Here is a 26,617-nt window from a genome sequence, read left to right on the forward strand (position 1 = left end):
TGCCGTTGTCGGTCGTGCTGACGTTGCCGCTGTTGTTCAGGTCACCACCGATGCTGGTCGTGCCGTTGTCCGTCGTATCCAGCGTGCCGTTGTTGTCCACGCTGCCGTTGACGTTCAGCGTGCCGTTGTCCGTCGCCACCGTGCCGTTGTTCGACAGGCTGCCGTTGACATCCGTCGTGCCGCCATTGCTGGTGTCGATCGTGCCGTTCGCGTCGTTCGTGACGTTGCCAGCCACGTTCAGCGTGCCGTTGTCGGTCGTGCTGACGTTGCCGCTGTTGTTCAGGTCGCCACCGATGCTGGTGGTGCCGTTGTCCGTCGTGTCCAGCGTGCCGCTGTTGTCCACGCTGCCGTTGACGTTCAGCGAACCGTTGTCCGTCGCCACCGTCCCGTTGTTCGTGACGTTGCCACCCACGTTCAGCGAGCCGTTGTCGGTCGTACTGACGTTGCCGCTGTTGTTCAGGTCGCCACCGATGCTGGTGGTGCCGTTGTCCGTCGTGTCCAGCGTGCCGTTGTTGTCCACGCTGCCGTTGACGTTCAGCGAACCGTTGTCCGTCGCCACCGTCCCGTTGTTCGTGACGTTGCCACCCACGTTCAGCGAGCCGTTGTCGGTCGTACTGACGTTGCCGCTGTTGTTCAGGTCGCCACCGATGCTGGTGGTGCCGTTGTCCGTCGTGTCCAGCGTGCCGTTGTTGTCCACGCTGCCGTTGACGTTCAGCGAACCGTTGTCGGTTGCCACCGTCCCGTTGTTCGACAGGCTGCCGTTGACATCCGTCGTGCCGCCATTGCTGGTGTCGATCGTGCCGTTCGCGTCGTTCGTGACGTTGCCAGCCACGTTCAGCGAACCGTTATCCGTGTCGACCGTCCCGTTGTTCGTGACGTTGCCACCCACGTTCAGCGAGCCGTTGTCGGTCGTACTGACGTTGCCGCTGTTGTTCAGGTCACCACCGATGTTCGTCGTGCCGTTGTCCGTCGTGTCCAGCGTGCCATTGTTGTCCACGCTGCCGTTGACGTTCAGCGAGCCGTTGTCCGTGTCGACCGTCCCGTTGTTCGACAGGCTGCCGTTGACATCGGTCGTGCCGCCATTGCTGGTGTCGATCGTGCCGTTCGCGTCGTTCGTGACGTTGCCCGACACGTTCAGCGTGCCGTTGTCGGTCGTGCTGACGTTGCCGCTGTTGTTCAGGTCACCACCGATGCTGGTGGTGCCATTGTCCGTCGTGTCCAGCGTGCCGTTGTTGTCCACGCTGCCGTTGACGTTCAGCGTGCCGTTGTCGGTGGCCACCGTCCCGTTGTTCGAGAGGCTGCCGTTGACATCCGTCGTGCCGCCATTGCTGGTGTCGATCGTGCCGTTCGCGTCGTTCGTGACGTTGCCCGACACGTTCAGCGAGCCGTTGTCGGTCGTACTGACGTTGCCGCTGTTGTTCAGGTCGCCACCGATGCTGGTGGTGCCGTTGTCCGTCGTGTCCAGCGTGCCGCTGTTGTCCACGCTGCCGTTGACGTTCAGCGTGCCGTTGTCCGTCGCCACCGTGCCGTTGTTCGTGACGTTGCCACCCACGTTCAGCGAGCCGTTGTCGGTCGTACTGACGTTGCCGCTGTTGTTCAGGTCGCCACCGATGCTGGTGGTGCCGTTGTCCGTCGTGTCCAGCGTGCCGTTGTTGTCCACGCTGCCGTTGACGTTCAGCGAACCGTTGTCCGTCGCCACCGTCCCGTTGTTCGACAGGCTGCCGTTGACATCCGTCGTGCCGCCATTGCTGGTGTCGATCGTGCCGTTCGCGTCGTTCGTGACGTTGCCAGCCACGTTCAGCGAACCGTTATCCGTGTCGACCGTCCCGTTGTTCGTGACGTTGCCACCCACGTTCAGCGTGCCGTTGTCGGTCGTGCTGACATTGCCGCTGTTGTTCAGGTCGCCACCGATGTTCGTCGAGCCGTTGTCCGTCGTGTCCAGCGTGCCGTTGTTGTCCACGCTGCCGTTGACGTTCAGCGAACCGTTGTCGGTTGCCACCGTCCCGTTGTTCGACAGGCTGCCGTTGACATCGGTCGTGCCGCCATTGCTGGTGTCGATCGTGCCGTTCGCGTCGTTCGTGACGTTACCCGACACGTTCAGCGTGCCGTTGTCGGTCGTGCTGACGTTGCCGCTGTTGTTCAGGTCACCACCGATGCTGGTGGTGCCATTGTCCGTCGTGTCCAGCGTGCCGTTGTTGTCCACGCTGCCGTTGACGTTCAGCGTGCCGTTGTCGGTTGCCACCGTCCCGTTGTTCGAGAGGCTGCCGTTGACATCCGTCGTGCCGCCATTGCTGGTGTCGATCGTGCCGTTCGCGTCGTTCGTGACGTTGCCAGCCACGTTCAGCGAACCGTTATCCGTGTCGACCGTCCCGTTGTTCGTGACGTTGCCACCCACGTTCAGCGTGCCGTTGTCGGTCGTGCTGACATTGCCGCTGTTGTTCAGGTCGCCACCGATGTTCGTCGAGCCGTTGTCCGTCGTGTCCAGCGTGCCGTTGTTGTCCACGCTGCCGTTGACGTTCAGCGAACCGTTGTCGGTTGCCACCGTCCCGTTGTTCGACAGGCTGCCGTTGACATCCGTCGTGCCGCCATTGCTGGTGTCGATCGTGCCGTTGGCGTCGTTCGTGACGTTGCCCGACACGTTCAGCGTGCCGTTGTCGGTCGTGCTGACGTTGCCGCTGTTGTTCAGGTCGCCACCGATGCTGGTCGTGCCGTTGTCCGTCGTGTCCAGCGTGCCGTTGTTGTCCACGCTGCCGTTGACGTTCAGCGTGCCGTTGTCCGTCGCCACCGTGCCGTTGTTCGACAGGCTGCCGTTGACATCCGTCGTGCCGCCATTGCTGGTGTCGATCGTGCCGTTCGCGTCGTTCGTGACGTTGCCAGCCACGTTCAGCGTGCCGTTGTCGGTCGTGCTGACGTTGCCGCTGTTGTTCAGGTCGCCACCGATGCTGGTGGTGCCGTTGTCCGTCGTGTCCAGCGTGCCGCTGTTGTCCACGCTGCCGTTGACGTTCAGCGAACCGTTGTCCGTCGCCACCGTCCCGTTGTTCGTGACGTTGCCACCCACGTTCAGCGAGCCGTTGTCGGTCGTACTGACGTTGCCGCTGTTGTTCAGGTCGCCACCGATGCTGGTGGTGCCGTTGTCCGTCGTGTCCAGCGTGCCGTTGTTGTCCACGCTGCCGTTGACGTTCAGCGAACCGTTGTCCGTCGCCACCGTCCCGTTGTTCGTGACGTTGCCACCCACGTTCAGCGAGCCGTTGTCGGTCGTACTGACGTTGCCGCTGTTGTTCAGGTCACCACCGATGTTCGTCGTGCCGTTGTCCGTCGTGTCCAGCGTGCCATTGTTGTCCACGCTGCCGTTGACGTTCAGCGAGCCGTTGTCCGTGTCGACCGTCCCGTTGTTCGACAGGCTGCCGTTGACATCGGTCGTGCCGCCATTGCTGGTGTCGATCGTGCCGTTCGCGTCGTTCGTGACGTTGCCCGACACGTTCAGCGTGCCGTTGTCGGTCGTGCTGACGTTGCCGCTGTTGTTCAGGTCACCACCGATGCTGGTGGTGCCATTGTCCGTCGTGTCCAGCGTGCCGTTGTTGTCCACGCTGCCGTTGACGTTCAGCGTGCCGTTGTCGGTGGCCACCGTCCCGTTGTTCGAGAGGCTGCCGTTGACATCCGTCGTGCCGCCATTGCTGGTGTCGATCGTGCCGTTCGCGTCGTTCGTGACGTTGCCCGACACGTTCAGCGTGCCGTTGTCGGTCGTGCTGACGTTGCCGCTGTTGTTCAGGTCGCCACCGATGCTGGTCGTGCCGTTGTCCGTCGTGTCCAGCGTGCCGTTGTTGTCCACGCTGCCGTTGACGTTCAGCGAACCGTTGTCGGTTGCCACCGTCCCGTTGTTCGACAGGCTGCCGTTGACATCCGTCGTGCCGCCATTGCTGGTGTCGATCGTGCCGTTCGCGTCGTTCGTGACGTTACCCGACACGTTCAGCGTGCCGTTGTCGGTCGTGCTGACGTTGCCGCTGTTGTTCAGGTCACCACCGATGCTGGTGGTGCCGTTGTCCGTCGTGTCCAGCGTGCCGCTGTTGTCCACGCTGCCGTTGACGTTCAGCGAACCGTTGTCGGTTGCCACCGTCCCGTTGTTCGACAGGCTGCCGTTGACATCCGTCGTGCCGCCATTGCTGGTGTCGATCGTGCCATTCGCGTCGTTCGTGACGTTGCCACCCACGTTCAGCGAGCCGTTGTCGGTCGTACTGACGTTGCCGCTGTTGTTCAGGTCACCACCGATGCTGGTCGTGCCGTTGTCCGTCGTATCCAGCGTGCCGTTGTTGTCCACGCTGCCGTTGACGTTCAGCGAACCGTTGTCGGTTGCCACCGTCCCGTTGTTCGACAGGCTGCCGTTGACATCCGTCGTGCCGCCATTGCTGGTGTCGATCGTGCCGTTCGCGTCGTTCGTGACGTTGCCAGCCACGTTCAGCGTGCCGTTGTCGGTCGTGCTGACGTTGCCGCTGTTGTTCAGGTCACCACCGATGTTCGTCGTGCCGTTGTCCGTCGTGTTCAGCGTGCCGTTGTTGTCCACGCTGCCGTTGACGTTCAGCGAACCGTTGTCCGTCGCCACCGTGCCGTTGTTCGACAGGCTGCCGTTGACATCCGTCGTGCCGCCATTGCTGGTGTCGATCGTGCCGTTCGCGTCGTTCGTGACGTTGCCAGCCACGTTCAGCGAACCGTTATCCGTGTCGACCGTCCCGTTGTTCGTGACGTTGCCACCCACGTTCAGCGTGCCGTTGTCGGTCGTGCTGACATTGCCGCTGTTGTTCAGGTCACCACCGATGTTCGTCGAGCCGTTGTCCGTCGTGTCCAGCGTGCCGTTGTTGTCCACGCTGCCGTTGACGTTCAGCGAACCGTTGTCGGTTGCCACCGTCCCGTTGTTCGACAGGCTGCCGTTGACATCCGTCGTGCCGCCATTGCTGGTGTCGATCGTGCCGTTCGCGTCGTTCGCGTCGTTCGCGTCGTTCGTGACGTTACCCGACACGTTCAGCGTGCCGTTGTCGGTCGTGCTGACGTTGCCGCTGTTGTTCAGGTCACCACCGATGCTGGTCGTGCCGTTGTCCGTCGTATCCAGCGTGCCGTTGTTGTCCACGCTGCCGTTGACGTTCAGCGAACCGTTGTCGGTTGCCACCGTCCCGTTGTTCGACAGGCTGCCGTTGACATCCGTCGTGCCGCCATTGCTGGTGTCGATCGTGCCGTTCGCGTCGTTCGTGACGTTGCCAGCCACGTTCAGCGTGCCGTTGTCGGTCGTGCTGACGTTGCCGCTGTTGTTCAGGTCACCACCGATGTTCGTCGTGCCGTTGTCCGTCGTGTTCAGCGTGCCGTTGTTGTCCACGCTGCCGTTGACGTTCAGCGTGCCGTTGTCCGTCGCCACCGTGCCGTTGTTCGACAGGCTGCCGTTGACATCCGTCGTGCCGCCATTGCTGGTGTCGATCGTGCCGTTCGCGTCGTTCGTGACGTTGCCAGCCACGTTCAGCGAACCGTTATCCGTGTCGACCGTCCCGTTGTTCGTGACGTTGCCACCCACGTTCAGCGAGCCGTTGTCGGTCGTACTGACGTTGCCGCTGTTGTTCAGGTCACCACCGATGTTCGTCGTGCCGTTGTCCGTCGTGTCCAGCGTGCCATTGTTGTCCACGCTGCCGTTGACGTTCAGCGAGCCGTTGTCCGTGTCGACCGTGCCGTTGTTCGACAGGCTGCCGTTGACATCGGTCGTGCCGCCATTGCTGGTGTCGATCGTGCCGTTCGCGTCGTTCGTGACGTTGCCCGACACGTTCAGCGTGCCGTTGTCGGTCGTGCTGACGTTGCCGCTGTTGTTCAGGTCACCACCGATGCTGGTGGTGCCATTGTCCGTCGTGTCCAGCGTGCCGTTGTTGTCCACGCTGCCGTTGACGTTCAGCGTGCCGTTGTCGGTGGCCACCGTCCCGTTGTTCGAGAGGCTGCCGTTGACATCCGTCGTGCCGCCATTGCTGGTGTCGATCGTGCCGTTGGCGTCGTTCGTGACGTTGCCCGACACGTTCAGCGAACCGTTATCCGTGTCGACCGTCCCGTTGTTCGTGACGTTGCCACCCACGTTCAGCGAGCCGTTGTCGGTCGTACTGACGTTGCCGCTGTTGTTCAGGTCGCCACCGATGCTGGTGGTGCCGTTGTCCGTCGTGTCCAGCGTGCCGCTGTTGTCCACGCTGCCGTTGACGTTCAGCGAACCGTTGTCGGTTGCCACCGTGCCGTTGTTCGACAGGCTGCCGTTGACATCCGTCGTGCCGCCATTGCTGGTGTCGATCGTGCCGTTGGCGTCGTTCGTGACGTTGCCAGCCGCGTTCAGCGTGCCGTTGTCGGTCGTGCTGACGTTGCCGCTGTTGTTCAGGTCGCCACCGATGCTGGTCGTGCCGTTGTCCGTCGTGTCCAGCGTGCCGTTGTTGTCCACGCTGCCGTTGACGTTCAGCGTGCCGTTGTCCGTCGCCACCGTGCCGTTGTTCGACAGGCTGCCGTTGACATCGGTCGTGCCGCCATTGCTGGTGTCGATCGTGCCGTTCGCGTCGTTCGTGACGTTGCCCGACACGTTCAGCGTGCCGTTGTCGGTCGTGCTGACGTTGCCGCTGTTGTTCAGGTCACCACCGATGCTGGTGGTGCCATTGTCCGTCGTGTCCAGCGTGCCGTTGTTGTCCACGCTGCCGTTGACGTTCAGCGTGCCGTTGTCGGTGGCCACCGTCCCGTTGTTCGAGAGGCTGCCGTTGACATCCGTCGTGCCGCCATTGCTGGTGTCGATCGTGCCGTTCGCGTCGTTCGTGACGTTGCCCGACACGTTCAGCGAGCCGTTGTCGGTCGTACTGACGTTGCCGCTGTTGTTCAGGTCGCCACCGATGCTGGTGGTGCCGTTGTCCGTCGTGTCCAGCGTGCCGCTGTTGTCCACGCTGCCGTTGACGTTCAGCGTGCCGTTGTCCGTCGCCACCGTGCCGTTGTTCGTGACGTTGCCACCCACGTTCAGCGAGCCGTTGTCGGTCGTACTGACGTTGCCGCTGTTGTTCAGGTCGCCACCGATGCTGGTGGTGCCGTTGTCCGTCGTGTCCAGCGTGCCGTTGTTGTCCACGCTGCCGTTGACGTTCAGCGAACCGTTGTCCGTCGCCACCGTCCCGTTGTTCGACAGGCTGCCGTTGACATCCGTCGTGCCGCCATTGCTGGTGTCGATCGTGCCGTTCGCGTCGTTCGTGACGTTGCCAGCCACGTTCAGCGAACCGTTATCCGTGTCGACCGTCCCGTTGTTCGTGACGTTGCCACCCACGTTCAGCGTGCCGTTGTCGGTCGTGCTGACATTGCCGCTGTTGTTCAGGTCGCCACCGATGTTCGTCGAGCCGTTGTCCGTCGTGTCCAGCGTGCCGTTGTTGTCCACGCTGCCGTTGACGTTCAGCGAACCGTTGTCGGTTGCCACCGTCCCGTTGTTCGACAGGCTGCCGTTGACATCGGTCGTGCCGCCATTGCTGGTGTCGATCGTGCCGTTCGCGTCGTTCGTGACGTTACCCGACACGTTCAGCGTGCCGTTGTCGGTCGTGCTGACGTTGCCGCTGTTGTTCAGGTCACCACCGATGCTGGTGGTGCCATTGTCCGTCGTGTCCAGCGTGCCGTTGTTGTCCACGCTGCCGTTGACGTTCAGCGAACCGTTGTCCGTCGCCACCGTGCCGTTGTTCGACAGGCTGCCGTTGACATCCGTCGTGCCGCCATTGCTGGTGTCGATCGTGCCGTTCGCGTCGTTCGTGACGTTGCCAGCCACGTTCAGCGAACCGTTATCCGTGTCGACCGTCCCGTTGTTCGTGACGTTGCCACCCACGTTCAGCGAGCCGTTGTCGGTCGTACTGACGTTGCCGCTGTTGTTCAGGTCACCACCGATGTTCGTCGAGCCGTTGTCCGTCGTGTCCAGCGTGCCGCTGTTGTCCACGCTGCCGTTGACGTTCAGCGAACCGTTGTCGGTTGCCACCGTCCCGTTGTTCGACAGGCTGCCGTTGACATCCGTCGTGCCGCCATTGCTGGTGTCGATCGTGCCGTTCGCGTCGTTCGTGACGTTGCCAGCCACGTTCAGCGAACCGTTATCCGTGTCGACCGTCCCGTTGTTCGTGACGTTGCCACCCACGTTCAGCGAGCCGTTGTCGGTCGTACTGACGTTGCCGCTGTTGTTCAGGTCACCACCGATGTTCGTCGTGCCGTTGTCCGTCGTGTCCAGCGTGCCATTGTTGTCCACGCTGCCGTTGACGTTCAGCGAGCCGTTGTCCGTGTCGACCGTCCCGTTGTTCGACAGGCTGCCGTTGACATCGGTCGTGCCGCCATTGCTGGTGTCGATCGTGCCGTTCGCGTCGTTCGTGACGTTGCCCGACACGTTCAGCGTGCCGTTGTCGGTCGTGCTGACGTTGCCGCTGTTGTTCAGGTCGCCACCGATGCTGGTCGTGCCGTTGTCCGTCGTGTCCAGCGTGCCGCTGTTGTCCACGCTGCCGTTGACGTTCAGCGAACCGTTGTCGGTTGCCACCGTGCCGTTGTTCGACAGGCTGCCGTTGACATCCGTCGTGCCGCCATTGCTGGTGTCGATCGTGCCGTTGGCGTCGTTCGTGACGTTGCCAGCCGCGTTCAGCGTGCCGTTGTCGGTCGTGCTGACGTTGCCGCTGTTGTTCAGGTCGCCACCGATGCTGGTCGTGCCGTTGTCCGTCGTGTCCAGCGTGCCGTTGTTGTCCACGCTGCCGTTGACGTTCAGCGTGCCGTTGTCCGTCGCCACCGTGCCGTTGTTCGACAGGCTGCCGTTGACATCCGTCGTGCCGCCATTGCTGGTGTCGATCGTGCCGTTCGCGTCGTTCGTGACGTTGCCCGACACGTTCAGCGAGCCGTTGTCGGTCGTACTGACGTTGCCGCTGTTGTTCAGGTCGCCACCGATGCTGGTGGTGCCGTTGTCCGTCGTGTCCAGCGTGCCGCTGTTGTCCACGCTGCCGTTGACGTTCAGCGAACCGTTGTCCGTCGCCACCGTCCCGTTGTTCGTGACGTTGCCACCCACGTTCAGCGAGCCGTTGTCGGTCGTACTGACGTTGCCGCTGTTGTTCAGGTCGCCACCGATGCTGGTGGTGCCGTTGTCCGTCGTGTTCAGCGTGCCGTTGTTGTCCACGCTGCCGTTGACGTTCAGCGAACCGTTGTCCGTCGCCACCGTGCCGTTGTTCGACAGGCTGCCGTTGACATCCGTCGTGCCGCCATTGCTGGTGTCGATCGTGCCGTTCGCGTCGTTCGTGACGTTGCCAGCCACGTTCAGCGAACCGTTATCCGTGTCGACCGTCCCGTTGTTCGTGACGTTGCCACCCACGTTCAGCGTGCCGTTGTCGGTCGTGCTGACATTGCCGCTGTTGTTCAGGTCGCCACCGATGTTCGTCGAGCCGTTGTCCGTCGTGTCCAGCGTGCCGTTGTTGTCCACGCTGCCGTTGACGTTCAGCGAACCGTTGTCGGTTGCCACCGTCCCGTTGTTCGACAGGCTGCCGTTGACATCGGTCGTGCCGCCATTGCTGGTGTCGATCGTGCCGTTCGCGTCGTTCGTGACGTTACCCGACACGTTCAGCGTGCCGTTGTCGGTCGTGCTGACGTTGCCGCTGTTGTTCAGGTCACCACCGATGCTGGTGGTGCCATTGTCCGTCGTGTCCAGCGTGCCGTTGTTGTCCACGCTGCCGTTGACGTTCAGCGTGCCGTTGTCGGTTGCCACCGTCCCGTTGTTCGAGAGGCTGCCGTTGACATCCGTCGTGCCGCCATTGCTGGTGTCGATCGTGCCGTTCGCGTCGTTCGTGACGTTGCCAGCCACGTTCAGCGAACCGTTATCCGTGTCGACCGTCCCGTTGTTCGTGACGTTGCCACCCACGTTCAGCGTGCCGTTGTCGGTCGTGCTGACATTGCCGCTGTTGTTCAGGTCGCCACCGATGTTCGTCGAGCCGTTGTCCGTCGTGTCCAGCGTGCCGTTGTTGTCCACGCTGCCGTTGACGTTCAGCGAACCGTTGTCGGTTGCCACCGTCCCGTTGTTCGACAGGCTGCCGTTGACATCCGTCGTGCCGCCATTGCTGGTGTCGATCGTGCCGTTCGCGTCGTTCGCGTCGTTCGCGTCGTTCGTGACGTTACCCGACACGTTCAGCGTGCCGTTGTCGGTCGTGCTGACGTTGCCGCTGTTGTTCAGGTCACCACCGATGCTGGTCGTGCCGTTGTCCGTCGTATCCAGCGTGCCGTTGTTGTCCACGCTGCCGTTGACGTTCAGCGAACCGTTGTCGGTTGCCACCGTCCCGTTGTTCGACAGGCTGCCGTTGACATCCGTCGTGCCGCCATTGCTGGTGTCGATCGTGCCGTTCGCGTCGTTCGTGACGTTGCCAGCCACGTTCAGCGTGCCGTTGTCGGTCGTGCTGACGTTGCCGCTGTTGTTCAGGTCACCACCGATGTTCGTCGTGCCGTTGTCCGTCGTGTTCAGCGTGCCGTTGTTGTCCACGCTGCCGTTGACGTTCAGCGTGCCGTTGTCCGTCGCCACCGTGCCGTTGTTCGACAGGCTGCCGTTGACATCCGTCGTGCCGCCATTGCTGGTGTCGATCGTGCCGTTCGCGTCGTTCGTGACGTTGCCAGCCACGTTCAGCGAACCGTTATCCGTGTCGACCGTCCCGTTGTTCGTGACGTTGCCACCCACGTTCAGCGAGCCGTTGTCGGTCGTACTGACGTTGCCGCTGTTGTTCAGGTCACCACCGATGTTCGTCGTGCCGTTGTCCGTCGTGTCCAGCGTGCCATTGTTGTCCACGCTGCCGTTGACGTTCAGCGAGCCGTTGTCCGTGTCGACCGTGCCGTTGTTCGACAGGCTGCCGTTGACATCGGTCGTGCCGCCATTGCTGGTGTCGATCGTGCCGTTCGCGTCGTTCGTGACGTTGCCCGACACGTTCAGCGTGCCGTTGTCGGTCGTGCTGACGTTGCCGCTGTTGTTCAGGTCACCACCGATGCTGGTGGTGCCATTGTCCGTCGTGTCCAGCGTGCCGTTGTTGTCCACGCTGCCGTTGACGTTCAGCGTGCCGTTGTCGGTGGCCACCGTCCCGTTGTTCGAGAGGCTGCCGTTGACATCCGTCGTGCCGCCATTGCTGGTGTCGATCGTGCCGTTGGCGTCGTTCGTGACGTTGCCCGACACGTTCAGCGAACCGTTATCCGTGTCGACCGTCCCGTTGTTCGTGACGTTGCCACCCACGTTCAGCGAGCCGTTGTCGGTCGTACTGACGTTGCCGCTGTTGTTCAGGTCGCCACCGATGCTGGTGGTGCCGTTGTCCGTCGTGTCCAGCGTGCCGCTGTTGTCCACGCTGCCGTTGACGTTCAGCGAACCGTTGTCGGTTGCCACCGTGCCGTTGTTCGACAGGCTGCCGTTGACATCCGTCGTGCCGCCATTGCTGGTGTCGATCGTGCCGTTGGCGTCGTTCGTGACGTTGCCAGCCGCGTTCAGCGTGCCGTTGTCGGTCGTGCTGACGTTGCCGCTGTTGTTCAGGTCGCCACCGATGCTGGTCGTGCCGTTGTCCGTCGTGTCCAGCGTGCCGTTGTTGTCCACGCTGCCGTTGACGTTCAGCGTGCCGTTGTCCGTCGCCACCGTGCCGTTGTTCGACAGGCTGCCGTTGACATCCGTCGTGCCGCCATTGCTGGTGTCGATCGTGCCGTTCGCGTCGTTCGTGACGTTGCCAGCCACGTTCAGCGAACCGTTATCCGTGTCGACCGTCCCGTTGTTCGTGACGTTGCCACCCACGTTCAGCGTGCCGTTGTCGGTCGTGCTGACATTGCCGCTGTTGTTCAGGTCGCCACCGATGTTCGTCGAGCCGTTGTCCGTCGTGTCCAGCGTGCCGTTGTTGTCCACGCTGCCGTTGACGTTCAGCGAACCGTTGTCGGTTGCCACCGTCCCGTTGTTCGACAGGCTGCCGTTGACATCCGTCGTGCCGCCATTGCTGGTGTCGATCGTGCCGTTCGCGTCGTTCGTGACGTTACCCGACACGTTCAGCGTGCCGTTGTCGGTCGTGCTGACGTTGCCGCTGTTGTTCAGGTCACCACCGATGCTGGTCGTGCCGTTGTCCGTCGTATCCAGCGTGCCGTTGTTGTCCACGCTGCCGTTGACGTTCAGCGAACCGTTGTCGGTTGCCACCGTCCCGTTGTTCGACAGGCTGCCGTTGACATCCGTCGTGCCGCCATTGCTGGTGTCGATCGTGCCGTTCGCGTCGTTCGTGACGTTGCCAGCCACGTTCAGCGTGCCGTTGTCGGTCGTGCTGACGTTGCCGCTGTTGTTCAGGTCGCCACCGATGCTGGTGGTGCCGTTGTCCGTCGTGTCCAGCGTGCCGTTGTTGTCCACGCTGCCGTTGACGTTCAGCGAACCGTTGTCGGTTGCCACCGTCCCGTTGTTCGACAGGCTGCCGTTGACATCCGTCGTGCCGCCATTGCTGGTGTCGATCGTGCCGTTCGCGTCGTTCGTGACGTTACCCGACACGTTCAGCGTGCCGTTGTCGGTCGTGCTGACGTTGCCGCTGTTGTTCAGGTCACCACCGATGCTGGTCGTGCCGTTGTCCGTCGTATCCAGCGTGCCGTTGTTGTCCACGCTGCCGTTGACGTTCAGCGAACCGTTGTCGGTTGCCACCGTCCCGTTGTTCGACAGGCTGCCGTTGACATCCGTCGTGCCGCCATTGCTGGTGTCGATCGTGCCGTTCGCGTCGTTCGTGACGTTGCCAGCCACGTTCAGCGTGCCGTTGTCGGTCGTGCTGACGTTGCCGCTGTTGTTCAGGTCACCACCGATGCTGGTGGTGCCGTTGTCCGTCGTGTCCAGCGTGCCGTTGTTGTCCACGCTGCCGTTGACGTTCAGCGAACCGTTGTCCGTCGCCACCGTGCCGTTGTTCGACAGGCTGCCGTTGACATCCGTCGTGCCGCCATTGCTGGTGTCGATCGTGCCGTTCGCGTCGTTCGTGACGTTGCCAGCCACGTTCAGCGAACCGTTATCCGTGTCGACCGTCCCGTTGTTCGTGACGTTGCCACCCACGTTCAGCGAGCCGTTGTCGGTCGTGCTGACGTTGCCGCTGTTGTTCAGGTCGCCACCGATACCGGTGGTGCCATTGTCACCCGTCGTATTCAGCGTGCCGTTGTTGTCCACGCTGCCGTTGACGTTCAGCGAACCGTTGTCCGTCGCCACCGTGCCGTTGTTCGACAGGCTGCCGTTGACATCCGTCGTGCCGCCATTGCTGGTGTCGATCGTGCCGTTGGCGTCGTTCGTGACGTTACCCGACACGTTCAGCGAACCGTTATCCGTGTCGACCGTCCCGTTGTTCGTGACGTTGCCACCCACGTTCAGCGTGCCGTTGTCGGTCGTGCTGACATTGCCGCTGTTGTTCAGGTCGCCACCGATGTTCGTCGAGCCGTTGTCCGTCGTGTCCAGCGTGCCGTTGTTGTCCACGCTGCCGTTGACGTTCAGCGAACCGTTGTCGGTTGCCACCGTCCCGTTGTTCGACAGGCTGCCGTTGACATCCGTCGTGCCGCCATTGCTGGTGTCGATCGTGCCGTTCGCGTCGTTCGTGACGTTACCCGACACGTTCAGCGTGCCGTTGTCGGTCGTGCTGACGTTGCCGCTGTTGTTCAGGTCACCACCGATGCTGGTCGTGCCGTTGTCCGTCGTATCCAGCGTGCCGTTGTTGTCCACGCTGCCGTTGACGTTCAGCGAGCCGTTGTCCGTGTCGACCGTCCCGTTGTTCGACAGGCTGCCGTTGACATCCGTCGTGCCGCCATTGCTGGTGTCGATCGTGCCGTTGGCGTCGTTCGTGACGTTGCCAGCCGCGTTCAGCGTGCCGTTGTCGGTCGTGCTGACGTTGCCGCTGTTGTTCAGGTCGCCACCGATGCTGGTCGTGCCGTTGTCCGTCGTGTCCAGCGTGCCGTTGTTGTCCACGCTGCCGTTGACGTTCAGCGAACCGTTGTCGGTTGCCACCGTCCCGTTGTTCGACAGGCTGCCGTTGACATCCGTCGTGCCGCCATTGCTGGTGTCGATCGTGCCGTTCGCGTCGTTCGTGACGTTACCCGACACGTTCAGCGTGCCGTTATCCGTGTCGACCGTCCCGTTGTTCGTGACGTTGCCACCCACGTTCAGCGAGCCGTTGTCGGTCGTGCTGACGTTGCCGCTGTTGTTCAGGTCGCCACCGATGCTGGTCGTGCCGTTGTCCGTCGTGTCCAGCGTGCCGTTGTTGTCCACGCTGCCGTTGACGTTCAGCGAGCCGTTGTCCGTCGCGACCGTCCCGTTGTTCGACAGGCTGCCGTTGACATCCGTCGTGCCGCCATTGCTGGTGTCGATCGTGCCGTCGTTCGTAAGATTGCCCGAGATGGTCGTCGAGCCATTGTCCGTCGTATTGATCGTGTCGTTATTCGCAACGTCCGTACCACTGGCCGAGTTGCCGGTGATATGGGTTGTACCGTTATCGGTATTTATCGAACCGTTGTTTTCGACGCCCGTCCCGCTGGTCGAATAGCCCTGGATTGCGATCGTGCCGTTTTCCGTTGCGTCCGTGGAACCGTTCGAGCCGATCTCCACACCCGTATTCGTCCCCGAGTCACCCGACACGTTAATCGTGCCGTTACCCGACACAGTGGTCGTGCCGTTCAGTTCCGCGCCAATGCCCGTGCTGGAGTTGCCCGAGATGTTCGCCGTCGCGTTGCCACCCAGCGTCAGGCTGCTGCCCGCATCCTCCTGGAAACCCGTCCCGTTCGTCGAACTGCCGGAAATGGTCACGCTGCCGTTGTCCGTCGCGCTCAGAGTCGCGCTCAACTCCACGGCCGTGCCGTTGACCGACGTCCCCGACAGGTTCAGCGTCCCGTTGCCCGTGACCACCGTATCGCCATTGAAGTCGTTACCCGTGCCGTTCACCGAGCTGCCCACCGCGTTCACCGCGCCGTTGCCGCTGATCGTCACCGTCGACTGCGGCGTCTCGCTCTCCAGCACCCCGGTCCCATCCACCGAGCTGCCATTGATGTTCAGCGTCGCGCTGTCCGACACGTTCGTGCTGCCGTTCAGGCGCACCCCCGTCCCGTTGCCCGTCGCCGTACCATCGAGGGTTACCGCCCCGTTGCCGCTGACATTCAGCGACCCGTTGGCGTCCTGGCCCACACCGGCACCCGTCGCCGTGCTGCCCGTCACGTTCAGCGACGCATTGTCCGTCACCGTCACGTTGAGCAGTTCCACCCCGGTGCCCGCGTTCGACGTACCTGCCAGGTCCAGCGCCGTGTTGCCCGCCAGTGTCAGGCCACTGCCCACGCCCACCTCGATGGCCACGCCCGTGTTCGACGTACCGTCCAGCAACACCGTCGTGCCCGGCGTCGCGCTCAGCGTTCCGCCCAGGCCCAGGCCCGTGCCGCTGTCCGAGTTGCCCTGTGCAATGAGCGTCGCGTTATCCGTGAGCGTGTTGTTGCCCATCAGGTCCACGCCATCGCCCGCCGTCGAATTGCCCGTGATGTTCACGGTGGCATTGCCACTGACGTTCAGGCTCGCACCCGCGTCCTGCATCGCACCGGCCCCGTTGGCCGATGTGCCATCAACAGCAACACTGGCGTTGCCAGCGGCCGTCAGGTTCGCACTCAACTCCACGGCCGTGCCGTTCACCGACGTCCCCGACAGGTTCAGCGTCCCGTTGCCCGTGACCACCGTATCGCCATTGAAGTCGTTACCCGTGCCGTTCACCGAGCTGCCCACCGCGTTCACCGCGCCGTTGCCGCTGATCGTCACCGTCGACTGCGGCGTCTCGCTCTCCAGCACCCCGGTCCCATCCACCGAGCTGCCATTGATGTTCAGCGTCGCGCTGTCCGACACGTTCGTGCTGCCGTTCAGGCGCACCCCCGTCCCGTTGCCCGTCGCCGTACCATCGAGGGTTACCGCCCCGTTGCCGCTGACATTCAGCGACCCGTTGGCGTCCTGGCCCACACCGGCACCCGTCGCCGTGCTGCCCGTCACGTTCAGCGACGCATTGTCCGTCACCGTCACGTTGAGCAGTTCCACCCCGGTGCCCGCGTTCGACGTACCTGCCAGGTCCAGCGCCGTGTTGCCCGCCAGTGTCAGGCCACTGCCCACGCCCACCTCGATGGCCACGCCCGTGTTCGACGTACCGTCCAGCAACACCGTCGTGCCCGGCGTCGCGCTCAGCGTTCCGCCCAGGCCCAGGCCCGTGCCGCTGTCCGAGTTGCCCTGTGCAATGAGCGTCGCGTTATCCGTGAGCGTGTTGTTGCCCATCAGGTCCACGCCATCGCCCGCCGTCGAATTGCCCGTGATGTTCACGGTGGCATTGCCACTGACGTTCAGGCTCGCACCCGCGTCCTGCATCGCACCGGCCCCGTTGGCCGATGTGCCATCAACAGCAACACTGGCGTTGCCAGCGGCCGTCAGGTTCGCACTCAACTCCACGGCCGTGCCGTTCACCGACGTCCCCGACAGGTTCAGCGTCCCGTTGCCCGTGACCACCGTATCGCCATTGAAGTCGTTACCCGTGCCGTTCACCGAGCTGCCCACCGCGTTCACCGCGCCGTTGCCGCTGATCGTCACCGTCGACTGCGGCGTCTCGCTCTCCAGCACCCCGGTCCCATCCACCGAGCTGCCATTGATGTTCAGCGTCGCGCTGTCCGACACGTTCGTGCTGCCGTTCAGGCGCACCCCCGTCCCGTTGCCCGTCGCCGTACCATCGAGGGTTACCGCCCCGTTGCCGCTGACATTCAGCGACCCGTTGGCGTCCTGGCCCACACCGGCACCCGTCGCCGTGCTGCCCGTCACGTTCAGCGACGCATTGTCCGTCACCGTCACGTTGAGCAGTTCCACCCCGGTGCCCGCGTTCGACGTACCTGCCAGGTCCAGCGCCGTGTTGCCCGCCAGTGTCAGGCCACTGCCCACGCCCACCTCGATGGCCACGCCCGTGTTCGACGTACCGTCCAGCAACACCGTCGTGCCCGGCGTCGCGCTCAGCGTTCCGCCCAGGCCCAGGCCCGTGCCGCTGTCCGAGTTGCCCTGTGCAATGAGCGTCGCGTTATCCGTGAGCGTGTTGTTGCCCATCAGGTCCACGCCATCGCCCGCCGTCGAATTGCCCGTGATGTTCACGGTGGCATTGCCACTGACGTTCAGGCTCGCACCCGCGTCCTGCATCGCACCGGCCCCGTTGGCCGATGTGCCGTCAACGGCAACACTCGCGTTGTCAGTGGCCGTCAGGTTCGCACTCAGCTCCACCCCCGTGCCGTTCACCGACGTCCCCGACAGGTTCAGCGTCCCGTTGCCCGTGACCACCGTATCGCCATTGAAGTCGCTACCCGTGCCGTTCGTGCTGGTGCCCGAGATGTCCAGCGAGCCGTTGTCCGTGGTGCTGGCCGATCCATTGAAGTCCGTGCCGTTGCCATTCGTCGAGTTGCCGCTGACTTTGGTCGAGCCGTTGCCGCTCGTGTTCAGCGAGCCGTTGTCGCCTACGTCCGTACCCGTGCCGTTCGTGCTGTTGCCCGAGATGTCCAGCGAGCCGTTATCCGTGGTGCTGGCCGAACCATTGAAGTCCGTGCCGTTGCCATTCGTCGAGTTACCGCTGACATTGATCGAGCCGTTGCCCGAAGTATTGAGCGAGCCATTGTCGCCCACGACCGTACCCGTGCCATTCGTGCTGTTGCCCGAGATGTCCAGCGAGCCGTTGTCCGTGGTGCTGGCCGAACCGTTGAAATCCGTGCCGTTGCCATTCGTCGAGCTGCCGGATACATTCGCCCGGGCGGCGCCACTCACATTCAGACTGCTGCCTGAATCCGCCTGGAAACCTGTACCGTTGGTCGAATTACCAGAAGCGGCGACCGTACCGTTGTCTGTAACACTGACGTTCCCGCTCAGCTCTACGCCCGTTCCATTGACCGAACTGCCCGTCGCATTCAGCGTCCCATTGCCAGTGATCGATGTATCACCGTTAAGGTCATTGCCCGTACCGTTGACCGAGGTGCCATCAACGTTGACGGTTCCGTTACCGCTGATGTTCAGCGTGCCAGTCGGCTCCTGACTCTGGAGCACCCCCGTGCCGTCCACGGAGCTGCCATTGATGTTCAAGGTCGCATTGCCCTGAACATCGCTGCTGCCCTCCAGCAGCACACCCGTGCCGTTGCCTGTCGACGTACCGTTAGCATTGACAATGCCATTGCCACTGACGTTCAGATGACCGTCCACGTCCTGCGATACACCAACACCCGTCGCGGTATTACCCGTCATGTTCAGGGTGGCATTGTCCGTGACTGTGATGTTGCCCAGTTCCACGGCGATGCCAGACGACGAATTACCACTGAGGTTCAGGGTGTTGTTTCCACTCATGGTCAGGCCGTTACCGGCGCCGACATATACCGCCACACCCGAATTCGTCGTGCCGCCCAAATCAAGCGTCGTCCCCGGCGGCGCAGTCAGCGACCCGCCAACTGCCAGCCCCGTGCCACTATCCGATGTACCCTGTACAATCAGGGCGGCATTGCCCTGCAGCGTATTGTTCCCGAGCAACTCAGCCCCATCGCCCGTGGTCGAATCGCCTGAGATGTTGACCGTCGCGCTGCCACTCAGATTCAGGCTACTGCCCGGATCCTGCACGACGCCCGCCCCGTTCTCCGAGGTCCCCGATACCGTCACCGTCGCGTTGTCCGTGGCGCTGACGTTGTAGCTCAATTCGACACCCGTGCCATTCGTGGACACACCCGACAGGTTCAGCGTACCGTTATTCGTAAGCTTGTTGTCGCCGTTAAAGTCGTTACCTGTGCCGTTGACCGAACTACCCCAGGCGTTAATCTGGCCATTGCCGCTGATATTCACCTTCGCAAGTGGTGACATGCTCTCCAGCGTCCCGGTGCCGTCGACCGAACTGCCAGCAATATTCCAGACGGCGTTATCCGCAACGTTACTGCTGCTGCCGTTTAACCAGACCCCAACGCCACTACCGCACGCGGTGCCGGCTAGATTCAGCGAACCACAACCACTGAGGTTCACGACCGAGCTGGTGGTAAACTCCACCCCGGCTACATTGGATGCTGTGCCGGCAGTGGCGCCCGTCACATTCATCGTGCCGCTACCATTCACTGCGACGGCACCAGACAGGTTCACACCGATACCGGTGTTGGAGATGCCCGAAACGTTCAAGGTGCCATTGTCGGTTACCGTCGTCACGCTGGAAAGATCCAGGCCATCCCCACTATTCGAAGCACCAGTCAGGGTAAGGTTACCGCTGCCGTTCACCGTCACTGACACATTGTTCAGGTTCACGCCGGCGTAGGAACCGTTCGACGTACCGTTAATCGTTATATTTGTGGTACTGACCGTCAGGTTAGGAAGCCCGGTAACGCCAAAATAGCTGTTCGATGAACCTATGAGCGTCAGTGTGGCATTGCCGCTGGCCACCATCCCCTTGGACATATTCAGACCTGCTCCGGTGTTCGACGCGCCAATGAGCGTCACCGTTGCATTACCGTTCGCTGTTACGCATCCGCCCAGAAGAACGCCAGGGTCGGAGCTGTTCGACGTACCGTTGATCGTTACGTTACCGGTGCTCACATTCAGTGGGGTGGCCAGGTAAACGCCCGGGTTACCACTGTTCGTGCTGTTCGATATGCCGGTGACATTCAAGATACTGCCGGAGCCGTTCACCGTCACGCACCCAGTCACGTTCACGCCAGCGTTGCCGTTCGACGTACCCGTGATGTTAAGTGTGCCATTGTCGGATACGGTCACTGCCTGTGGCAGGCTCAAACCAAGCCCGGTATTCGACGCACCCGTAAGGGTTACATTGGCGGTTCCGTTGACCGTCACACTCCCACTCAGGCTCACGCCGGTGTAGGAACCATTCGACGTGCCGTTGATGATCAACGTACCGCTATTGACGGCCAGCGAAGGGATCCCGTAAACGCCGTACCCGCTGTTCGATGTACCCGTAATGTTCAGCGTGCCATTGTCAGAGACGCTTTCCGACGAGACGAAATACACCCCCGCGCCCGCATTGCCCGTGCCGCTGATTGCCGCGTTGCCGCTGCCATTCACCGTCACAATTCCAACCAGGTACACACCGTTATAGGGAGCACCCGAAGCCGTACTGTTCGACACACCGGTGACGTTCAGCACGCCCGTGTCGGTGACCGTTACTCTATCCGGGAGGTAGACACCAGCGCTACCGTTCGACGTCCCGCTGATCGTCACGTTATCGGTGCCGCTTACCACGAGGCCACCGACACCCGCGTACACGCCATATCCGGTGCCGTTCGATGAACCGTTGAGCGTAACGTTGGAATTGGTGGCACTCAGCGCTGTAGGCAAATACACGCCATACCCGCTGCCGTTCGATGAACCATTGAGCGTAACGTCGGAACTGTTGGCATTCAGCGCCCCAGTCACATACACGCCATATCCGCCGCCGTTCGATGAACCGTTGAGCGTAACGTTGGAACTGGTGGCATTCAGCGCCCCGCCAATGTACACACCATGGGCACTGGCGGAAGCGCAGGCCGATATACCGGTGACATCCAGCGTGCCGTTGGTCACCGACACACCGTTCTCTATGTCCACACCCCGGTCTGTACCACCCGTTCCACTGACCGTCGCCGTGGCATTCGTAACTTTCAGCCCATTTGATACATAAACACCATAGCCGCCACCGGAAGCGAGGATCATCGTACCGGTAGCGTTCAACGTGCCGTTGGTCACCGACATGCACCCCGCCACCCACAGACCCGTCGAAGAATTCGATGTGCCGGCGATCGATGCATTGCCACCCGTCGAGTTCAGTCCCCCGGCCAGGTCCACGCCATAGCCGCTGCCGGCCGCCGTGCCGTTGACTGCAACTTCGGCAGCGCTCGCGTTCAGCGCTCCAGCAATGTAAATGCCAATGCCGCCTCCTGAAGCACGGGCCGACGTACCCGTGATGTACAGCGTGCTGTTGGTCACCGATACGCCGCTGCTACCCTCGATGTCCACGCCACGGCCGTCGCCTGGCGCCGTACCGTTGATTGTCACCGTAGCATTCGTAACGTTCAGCCCGTTGCTCACGTAAACACCATAGGCGCTACCGGAAGCGCAGGTCGAGATGCCGGTCAGATTTAATGTGCTATCGCTTACGGAAACTCCCCCGCCGATCTGCAAGCCTCTGCCAGTACCGGCCGAGATGCCATTGAGCGTCACGCTGGAGCCGTTGCTCACGGTCAAATTGGACGACTCGTAAATGCCCAGACCGCCGGCACTGATGCAGGTGGACACGCCAGTGATGTTCAGCGCGCCATTCGACACATTCGTGGCGCCCGTTATATACACGCCACTGTTACTGCTCGCCGTGCCGTTGAGCGTTACCGACGCGCCGTTGGTGACGCTCAGCCCGTTCCCCAGACTGACCCCCGCGCCAGAGCCCTGCGCCGTGCCGTTGAGCGTCACGTTATCGTAGCCGCTTACGTTGAGCGCGCTTTGCATATAAATGCCAACACCTGAACCAGACGCGCAGGTCGACGTGCCAGTTATGTAGAGCGCACTGCCATTGACCAGCGTCAGGTTCCCGTTCACCTGCACGGCATTACCGCTGTAGGATGTGCCCGTGATCGCGCCGGAGCCAACGTTCAGCAGGTTACCGCTGAGGTTGACAGCGACGTTTGATCCCATCGCAGTCGTATTGCCTGAGATGTTGATCGTGCCACCACCGAGATCGATCGTTGTCCCGACGGTATTCACCAAACCTGTACCGTTGTTGCCGATATCGGCTGTCAGGTTCAGGTCCAGCGCGCCGCCAGTAGACGTAATATTGCCGCTGAGGTTGATGCTGCCGTTGGCCAGCATCGTCAGCGACGTCTCACTGGTGCATGTGTCAACGATATCTGCGCCCGCCTGCTGCGTAATGTTGCCCGTCGCGCTGCCGCTGCTCGCCGTCGTGATCGTCACGTTCGTGCCCGAGCTCAGCGTATTGCTGATCGTGGTACTACTCACTGTCGCGGTCGTGTTGCTCCCGCCACTGAACGTCCCGTCGCCCAGGTTCCCGCTGTAGTTCGCGTCCGTCCCGGAACTGATGGTCAGGTCCGTCGGGTCGATCAGCCACTGCCCACCCACGCCGTTGGGCGCCGCCGCCGTGATGTTGCCCTGGACTTCCAGGTCATGGCCCGAGGTCTCAATAAAACCACCATTGCCGTGCGCCGACCCCGCGTCAATGGTTGCGCCTGACCCCACCACCGTCAGGTTCGCGAAGTTCACGTCTGAGATCAGCGATGCAGCTGAGCTGTTGGACACGTGATTCAACGTGTCTCCACCCAGAATCACCGTGCCGCCCTGGGCATCACCGCTCACGTTGATGCTTGCATTGCCAAGGATGCCTACCCGGTCGCCCGTGATGACAACCGTGCCGCCCACGCCACCCGCCGTCGTGTTCGAAGCATCGATCTGGCCCGTCACGATCGCATCGCCCGTGTTGCCCGCGTCGGCCACCACGGTTCCCGCCTTGACCACGCCAGACATATTGATCACGGTCTCAAGCACCGTATCGGCACCGCGGGCTGTCAGCAGCACCGCTCCATTGCCCGTCTGGATATTCCCGCTGTTGTCCACCAGCGCATTGGCCGTGGCATTGTTCAGCGTGACCGAAATCCCCTGCCCGTTGTCCAGCGCCACCGTCGCGCTGTCGCCCGCAGCCAGCACCACCGTCCCGTTCGGCACCGTGATGGTGCCGGTGTTCTTCACCTGGTCGGCAACGAGCGTGACATAGCCCTTTGCGTTGATCGTGCCATCGTTGACGATCCCGGCGTTTATACCCGTCGAGCTCAGATTCAGCGTGTCGCCCGCCATGAACTGGGTCGGGTCGATGTTCTTCGTCGTCGCCAGCAGCGACCCCACGTTCACCACCGCGCCGCTGCCGAACAGGATCCCGTTCGCGTTCTGGATCAACACCTGGCCGTTGGCCAGCAGTTGGCCCTGAATGTTCGACGGCACACCGCCCACCACCCGGTTCAGCGTCTGTGACGTCACACTGGGCTGGATGAACTGGACGGTGTCGCCCGAGCCGATGCTGAACGTGTTCCAGTTGATCACGCCGCGCTGCGTGCTCTGGGTGACCGTCATCGTGTTGCCGCTCTCGCTGATGCTGGCCTGCCCGGCCACCACCTGGCCCCCTGTCGGCAGCGTCGTCGCCAGAACCGTCCCTGGATCGACAAGCAAAAAGGCGAGAGCAATCGAGGTCAATAATGAGACAGCGCCAAAATTGACAACGGGAACCGCAATACCGCCGCCTTCTCCCGGCTGTTTGCCCTGACTCTTTGCAGTCTCCTCGACGGCCACAAGCATGCCCAACCGCTTACTGAAGACCTTCCTGAATCGTCCCTTGTTCATACTGATCCTAACTTGGTGTTTATTCGGCGTGCCAAATGGCGGAATATTGAGATATGGTCCAGGCGGAGTGCGCGAGGTATTCAGTCGCAATTATTTGGCCGTCCCAGAATTCGCCTATGCTAAGGATCGTCAAATTGGGATGTTTCTGACTCCATTTACGGGCCCTATCAATTTTTTGAACTGACTGACGGGCCCAACGTCGCTCGAAAAAAATCTGCCACTGTCAGAACTCGCGAGATGACCAGCCACTGGTGGAATTGACGCCGCAATTCCGCACCGCCGAATTCGATCCTGGAAAGTCGACGGCAACAGGATGGCCGCCTGCTGCCGAACGTTTAGTTGGGACAGTAAGTTGAGGTCGCAACCATCAGGAACCGGAAAGACTCTGCGTCCCGGATCGGCGGGGGATGCAAAAACGTGCCCGATCGCGTAGACCGCGCAACCTTTTCGCGCGACAGGAGAGGATGGTGGCGATTTGTCGAGGGTGCGACCCGCAATCAGTCAACACTTCCGCCGCAGCGTATCGACGACTTGATCGGCGAAGACAATCCGATCCGGTATCGCTACATTCGTAGCTCGACTACGTCGCGACCCGGAGTAAGCGTGGTTACACGAACTGGCCGAGGTAAAACGCGTCGGCTACGCGCTGACGCAGACAGAAACGCTGGCTGGCGTTTTCACGCTCGCGGCGCCTGTCCTGAACCGGCGGGGCGAGCCGCTTGCCGCCATGGCCGTGTGTTTCGATACGCAGCGCGACATCCGCGCGATGGCCACGCCGTAGATTCATGCGACATGGCAGCTGTCCGCCCGTCTCGGCTAGCAACAGGTTGGTATCTGTGCCATTAGGGCTCTTCGGCCGGTTCAGACAGTTCAGGTGTAGTTGACAGCGCGTCGACGGGAACGTTGAAGTGGCGATTACACGCTGAGCACCGGAACAGGCGTACCTGCCCGTACGGGATGGATTTCCTTTGCAAGAATCCGCACGGTTTGGCGGGCGCCTCGACCTCGCATTTCGGACAGGTGAGAACGGGCCATGGTGACTTCAGTCCGAGACGCACTCGCCGCTCATAGTGGCCGGTTGGATCGAGTTTGAGCAGCCAGGAACGAAACAACTTGATCCAGGCGATGATCGTGTCGGACGTGACCTCGAGTTGCCCGGCGATCTGTGCGACCGCGACATGTTGAGAGAGCAGCGGCAGGAGTTTTTCGAGCATGTCCTTGCGCCGCATCTTGACCATTGGTGTTCCGGTTGGCCTTGTAAAACGACGCATGCACGTGGCGCACTGGAACTCGGGCAGGCAGGGAGGTTTATTGTGCCGGCGCGTGAACCGCGCATCGCTTCCCCCGCAGTGCGGACAGTGTGGTATCGGCTCGATGTCGGGCGAAAACACCTTGTCGATTTCCGCCCTGAGATAACCGGTAAGCTCAGTATCTTCGGAATGTCGGCGCGGCAACGTGCTCCGCTTCGACGACAGCGGCTGTGTGAAATCGAATCGTAATGCTTCTGGTTCGGGAGCCTGAGTGAAAGTGATCGCGGAGACTTGAGGCCGGGAGGGGATCGTCAGCACGCCCTTCTCGGCGCGCACCAGATCGGGTGCCGGGAAGCCCTTGCGCCGCCGCCTCCGGACCGCAGTCAATGCCGGATCGTGTGCGATGCTTACCGCGATCTGCATACCGGCATCATCCCGCGTAATTGTCCAGCTATGATTGCATTCAGGACACAGCGCCCGCTTTCGCCCGGCGCCGTCAAAACCGCTGCTCGCCAGCTGGCCACTATAGCCACAATGTCGGCAGGTGCCGTGCGGCCGGTACCGGATGCCAAGTCTCACGCGTGGGATCCAGTGGCCATCAGGATCGTGCTTCTCGATCAACTGGCGAAACCGCATCAAATGGTTGCAAACCGTCTCGCGGTTGAGATCCAGCCGCCTTGCGGCTTCATCAACCGGGATCGCTTGCGGCAGAAGGCGGATGAATGCAGGCAATCTTTCCGGAAAACGCACGTGCGCAAACGGTGAGCCAGTCAGGCGCGTAAAGTAGTGCTTGCACTCATTGCACCGGAACACCGGCAGCTGCGTGCGGTGATTGTTTTTCCGTGAGTGCAGGTGGGTATGCGTGTCGCCGCAGCGCGGACAGGTCGGTGTCGGGTGTGCGTCGGGGGAATACAGCTCGTCGCACAACGTCGTCACGAACGCTGTCAAGGCAGGGTCCTCGACGTCCACAAATGGGCGGCGTGTGCCACTGAGAAGGGGTTCCGACACATCGAACCGAAGCACGGGTGGGCGAACAGCTGGCAATGCAGGCATATCGCTCTGCATCTGCTCAGTGGACTGTCGCGACGACGAGCCGTCCCGTCTTCCCTTTTTTTCCATTTTCATTCCGGTTCGCAAAATGAATTCGTATCACCTGGCATTGAAAGCCGGTAGTAGTTCACGCGCGCGATCGGGCGTTGATAGACCTGGTGTTCGATCGCGCCGGCTGCAAGCAGTTCATCTATCGCTTGCCTGACGTCCTTCGTCGGCTGCCCTGTCACATCGCTGATCGACCGGAACGGCAACGGCACGTACCGGTCGAACCACAGTATCTGCACCACGGCCAGCGCTGCGATGAGTGCCTGATTCGATACACCGAGAATGGCGACGCATCGGATCAGCGTCTGTTTTTCTACTGGTAAGCGTGCGCACGAATCCCACAGGCTTTGCAGCGGAGCTGGCTGTTTCATGCGCTATATCTTGCAGGTCTACGGTTGTCGCGCCGGGATTGTACGCCCATCGCTAAATGTCCCGCAAACAACGATCACCCCGTCGGGGAGTGTGCGAAACAGAACATTGTTGCCCTTGATTTACATGCCCGACCCATTTCGCAAGTGCAGACAGGAGAGTACGCACCCGCCGACGAAGTGCAACGTATGTGATGTCGTGTCATGCACGTGAGCGACGTGGTGACTCAACACCCGCGACAGATCCTCGATCTGGACTTGTCGGATAAAGGGGACGTTGCCATTGATGCTGCCCGATTCTGAGTCGGGTAGCAGCGACGCGTTGCTGCGCCAAGACGCACGCCGACAGCCCACGGCGTCTGTCGCTCAGCGGGGAACATCCGCGTGCCCTTCTTTGTTCGGCGTGGCATGGTGGATTAGTGCTGGCTTGTATTTGTCGAAAAAATAATGGCCAGGATCAGGTGAGCTTCCCCTGAAATTTCGCCTTCCATGAGGTCGTATGTAAACTCGACGGAAAGGAA

Annotated in this window: 4 protein-coding genes (1 of these 4 running past the window's edge); 1 reads left to right on the forward strand and 3 read right to left on the reverse strand. The window is 61.8% G+C overall.

Annotated elements, in window-relative coordinates:
- Window positions 1-23,380, reverse strand: the 5' end (the start) of a protein-coding gene (locus L0U80_RS28895) for an ESPR-type extended signal peptide-containing protein (RefSeq protein ID WP_233874363.1). It extends 27,863 nt beyond the left edge of the window; only the first 23,380 of its 51,243 coding nucleotides appear in the window; its start codon is at window positions 23,378-23,380; its stop codon lies off the left edge, out of view.
- A 664-nt stretch (window positions 23,381-24,044) separates the two neighbouring features.
- Here L0U80_RS28895 and L0U80_RS31875 point away from each other — a divergent pair.
- Window positions 24,045-24,161 carry a hypothetical protein gene (locus tag L0U80_RS31875; RefSeq protein ID WP_373322339.1) on the forward strand — a complete coding sequence of 39 codons (117 nt, stop codon included), beginning with the start codon at window positions 24,045-24,047 and terminating at the stop codon, window positions 24,159-24,161.
- Between the two features lie 61 nt (window positions 24,162-24,222).
- Here L0U80_RS31875 and L0U80_RS28905 read toward each other — a convergent pair whose 3' ends face one another.
- Window positions 24,223-25,749, reverse strand: coding sequence for a DUF746 domain-containing protein (locus L0U80_RS28905; RefSeq protein WP_233874369.1), 1,527 nt, complete (start codon window positions 25,747-25,749; stop codon window positions 24,223-24,225).
- 2 nt (window positions 25,750-25,751) lie between these two features.
- Window positions 25,752-26,099 carry a hypothetical protein gene (locus tag L0U80_RS28910; RefSeq protein WP_233874372.1) on the reverse strand — a complete coding sequence of 116 codons (348 nt, stop codon included), beginning with the start codon at window positions 26,097-26,099 and terminating at the stop codon, window positions 25,752-25,754.
- Window positions 26,100-26,617 lie beyond the last annotated feature (518 nt).

The sequence above is a fragment of the Paraburkholderia adhaesiva genome, from assembly GCF_021390575.1.
In the GTDB taxonomy this organism is placed as follows: Bacteria; Pseudomonadota; Gammaproteobacteria; order Burkholderiales; family Burkholderiaceae; genus Paraburkholderia; species Paraburkholderia adhaesiva.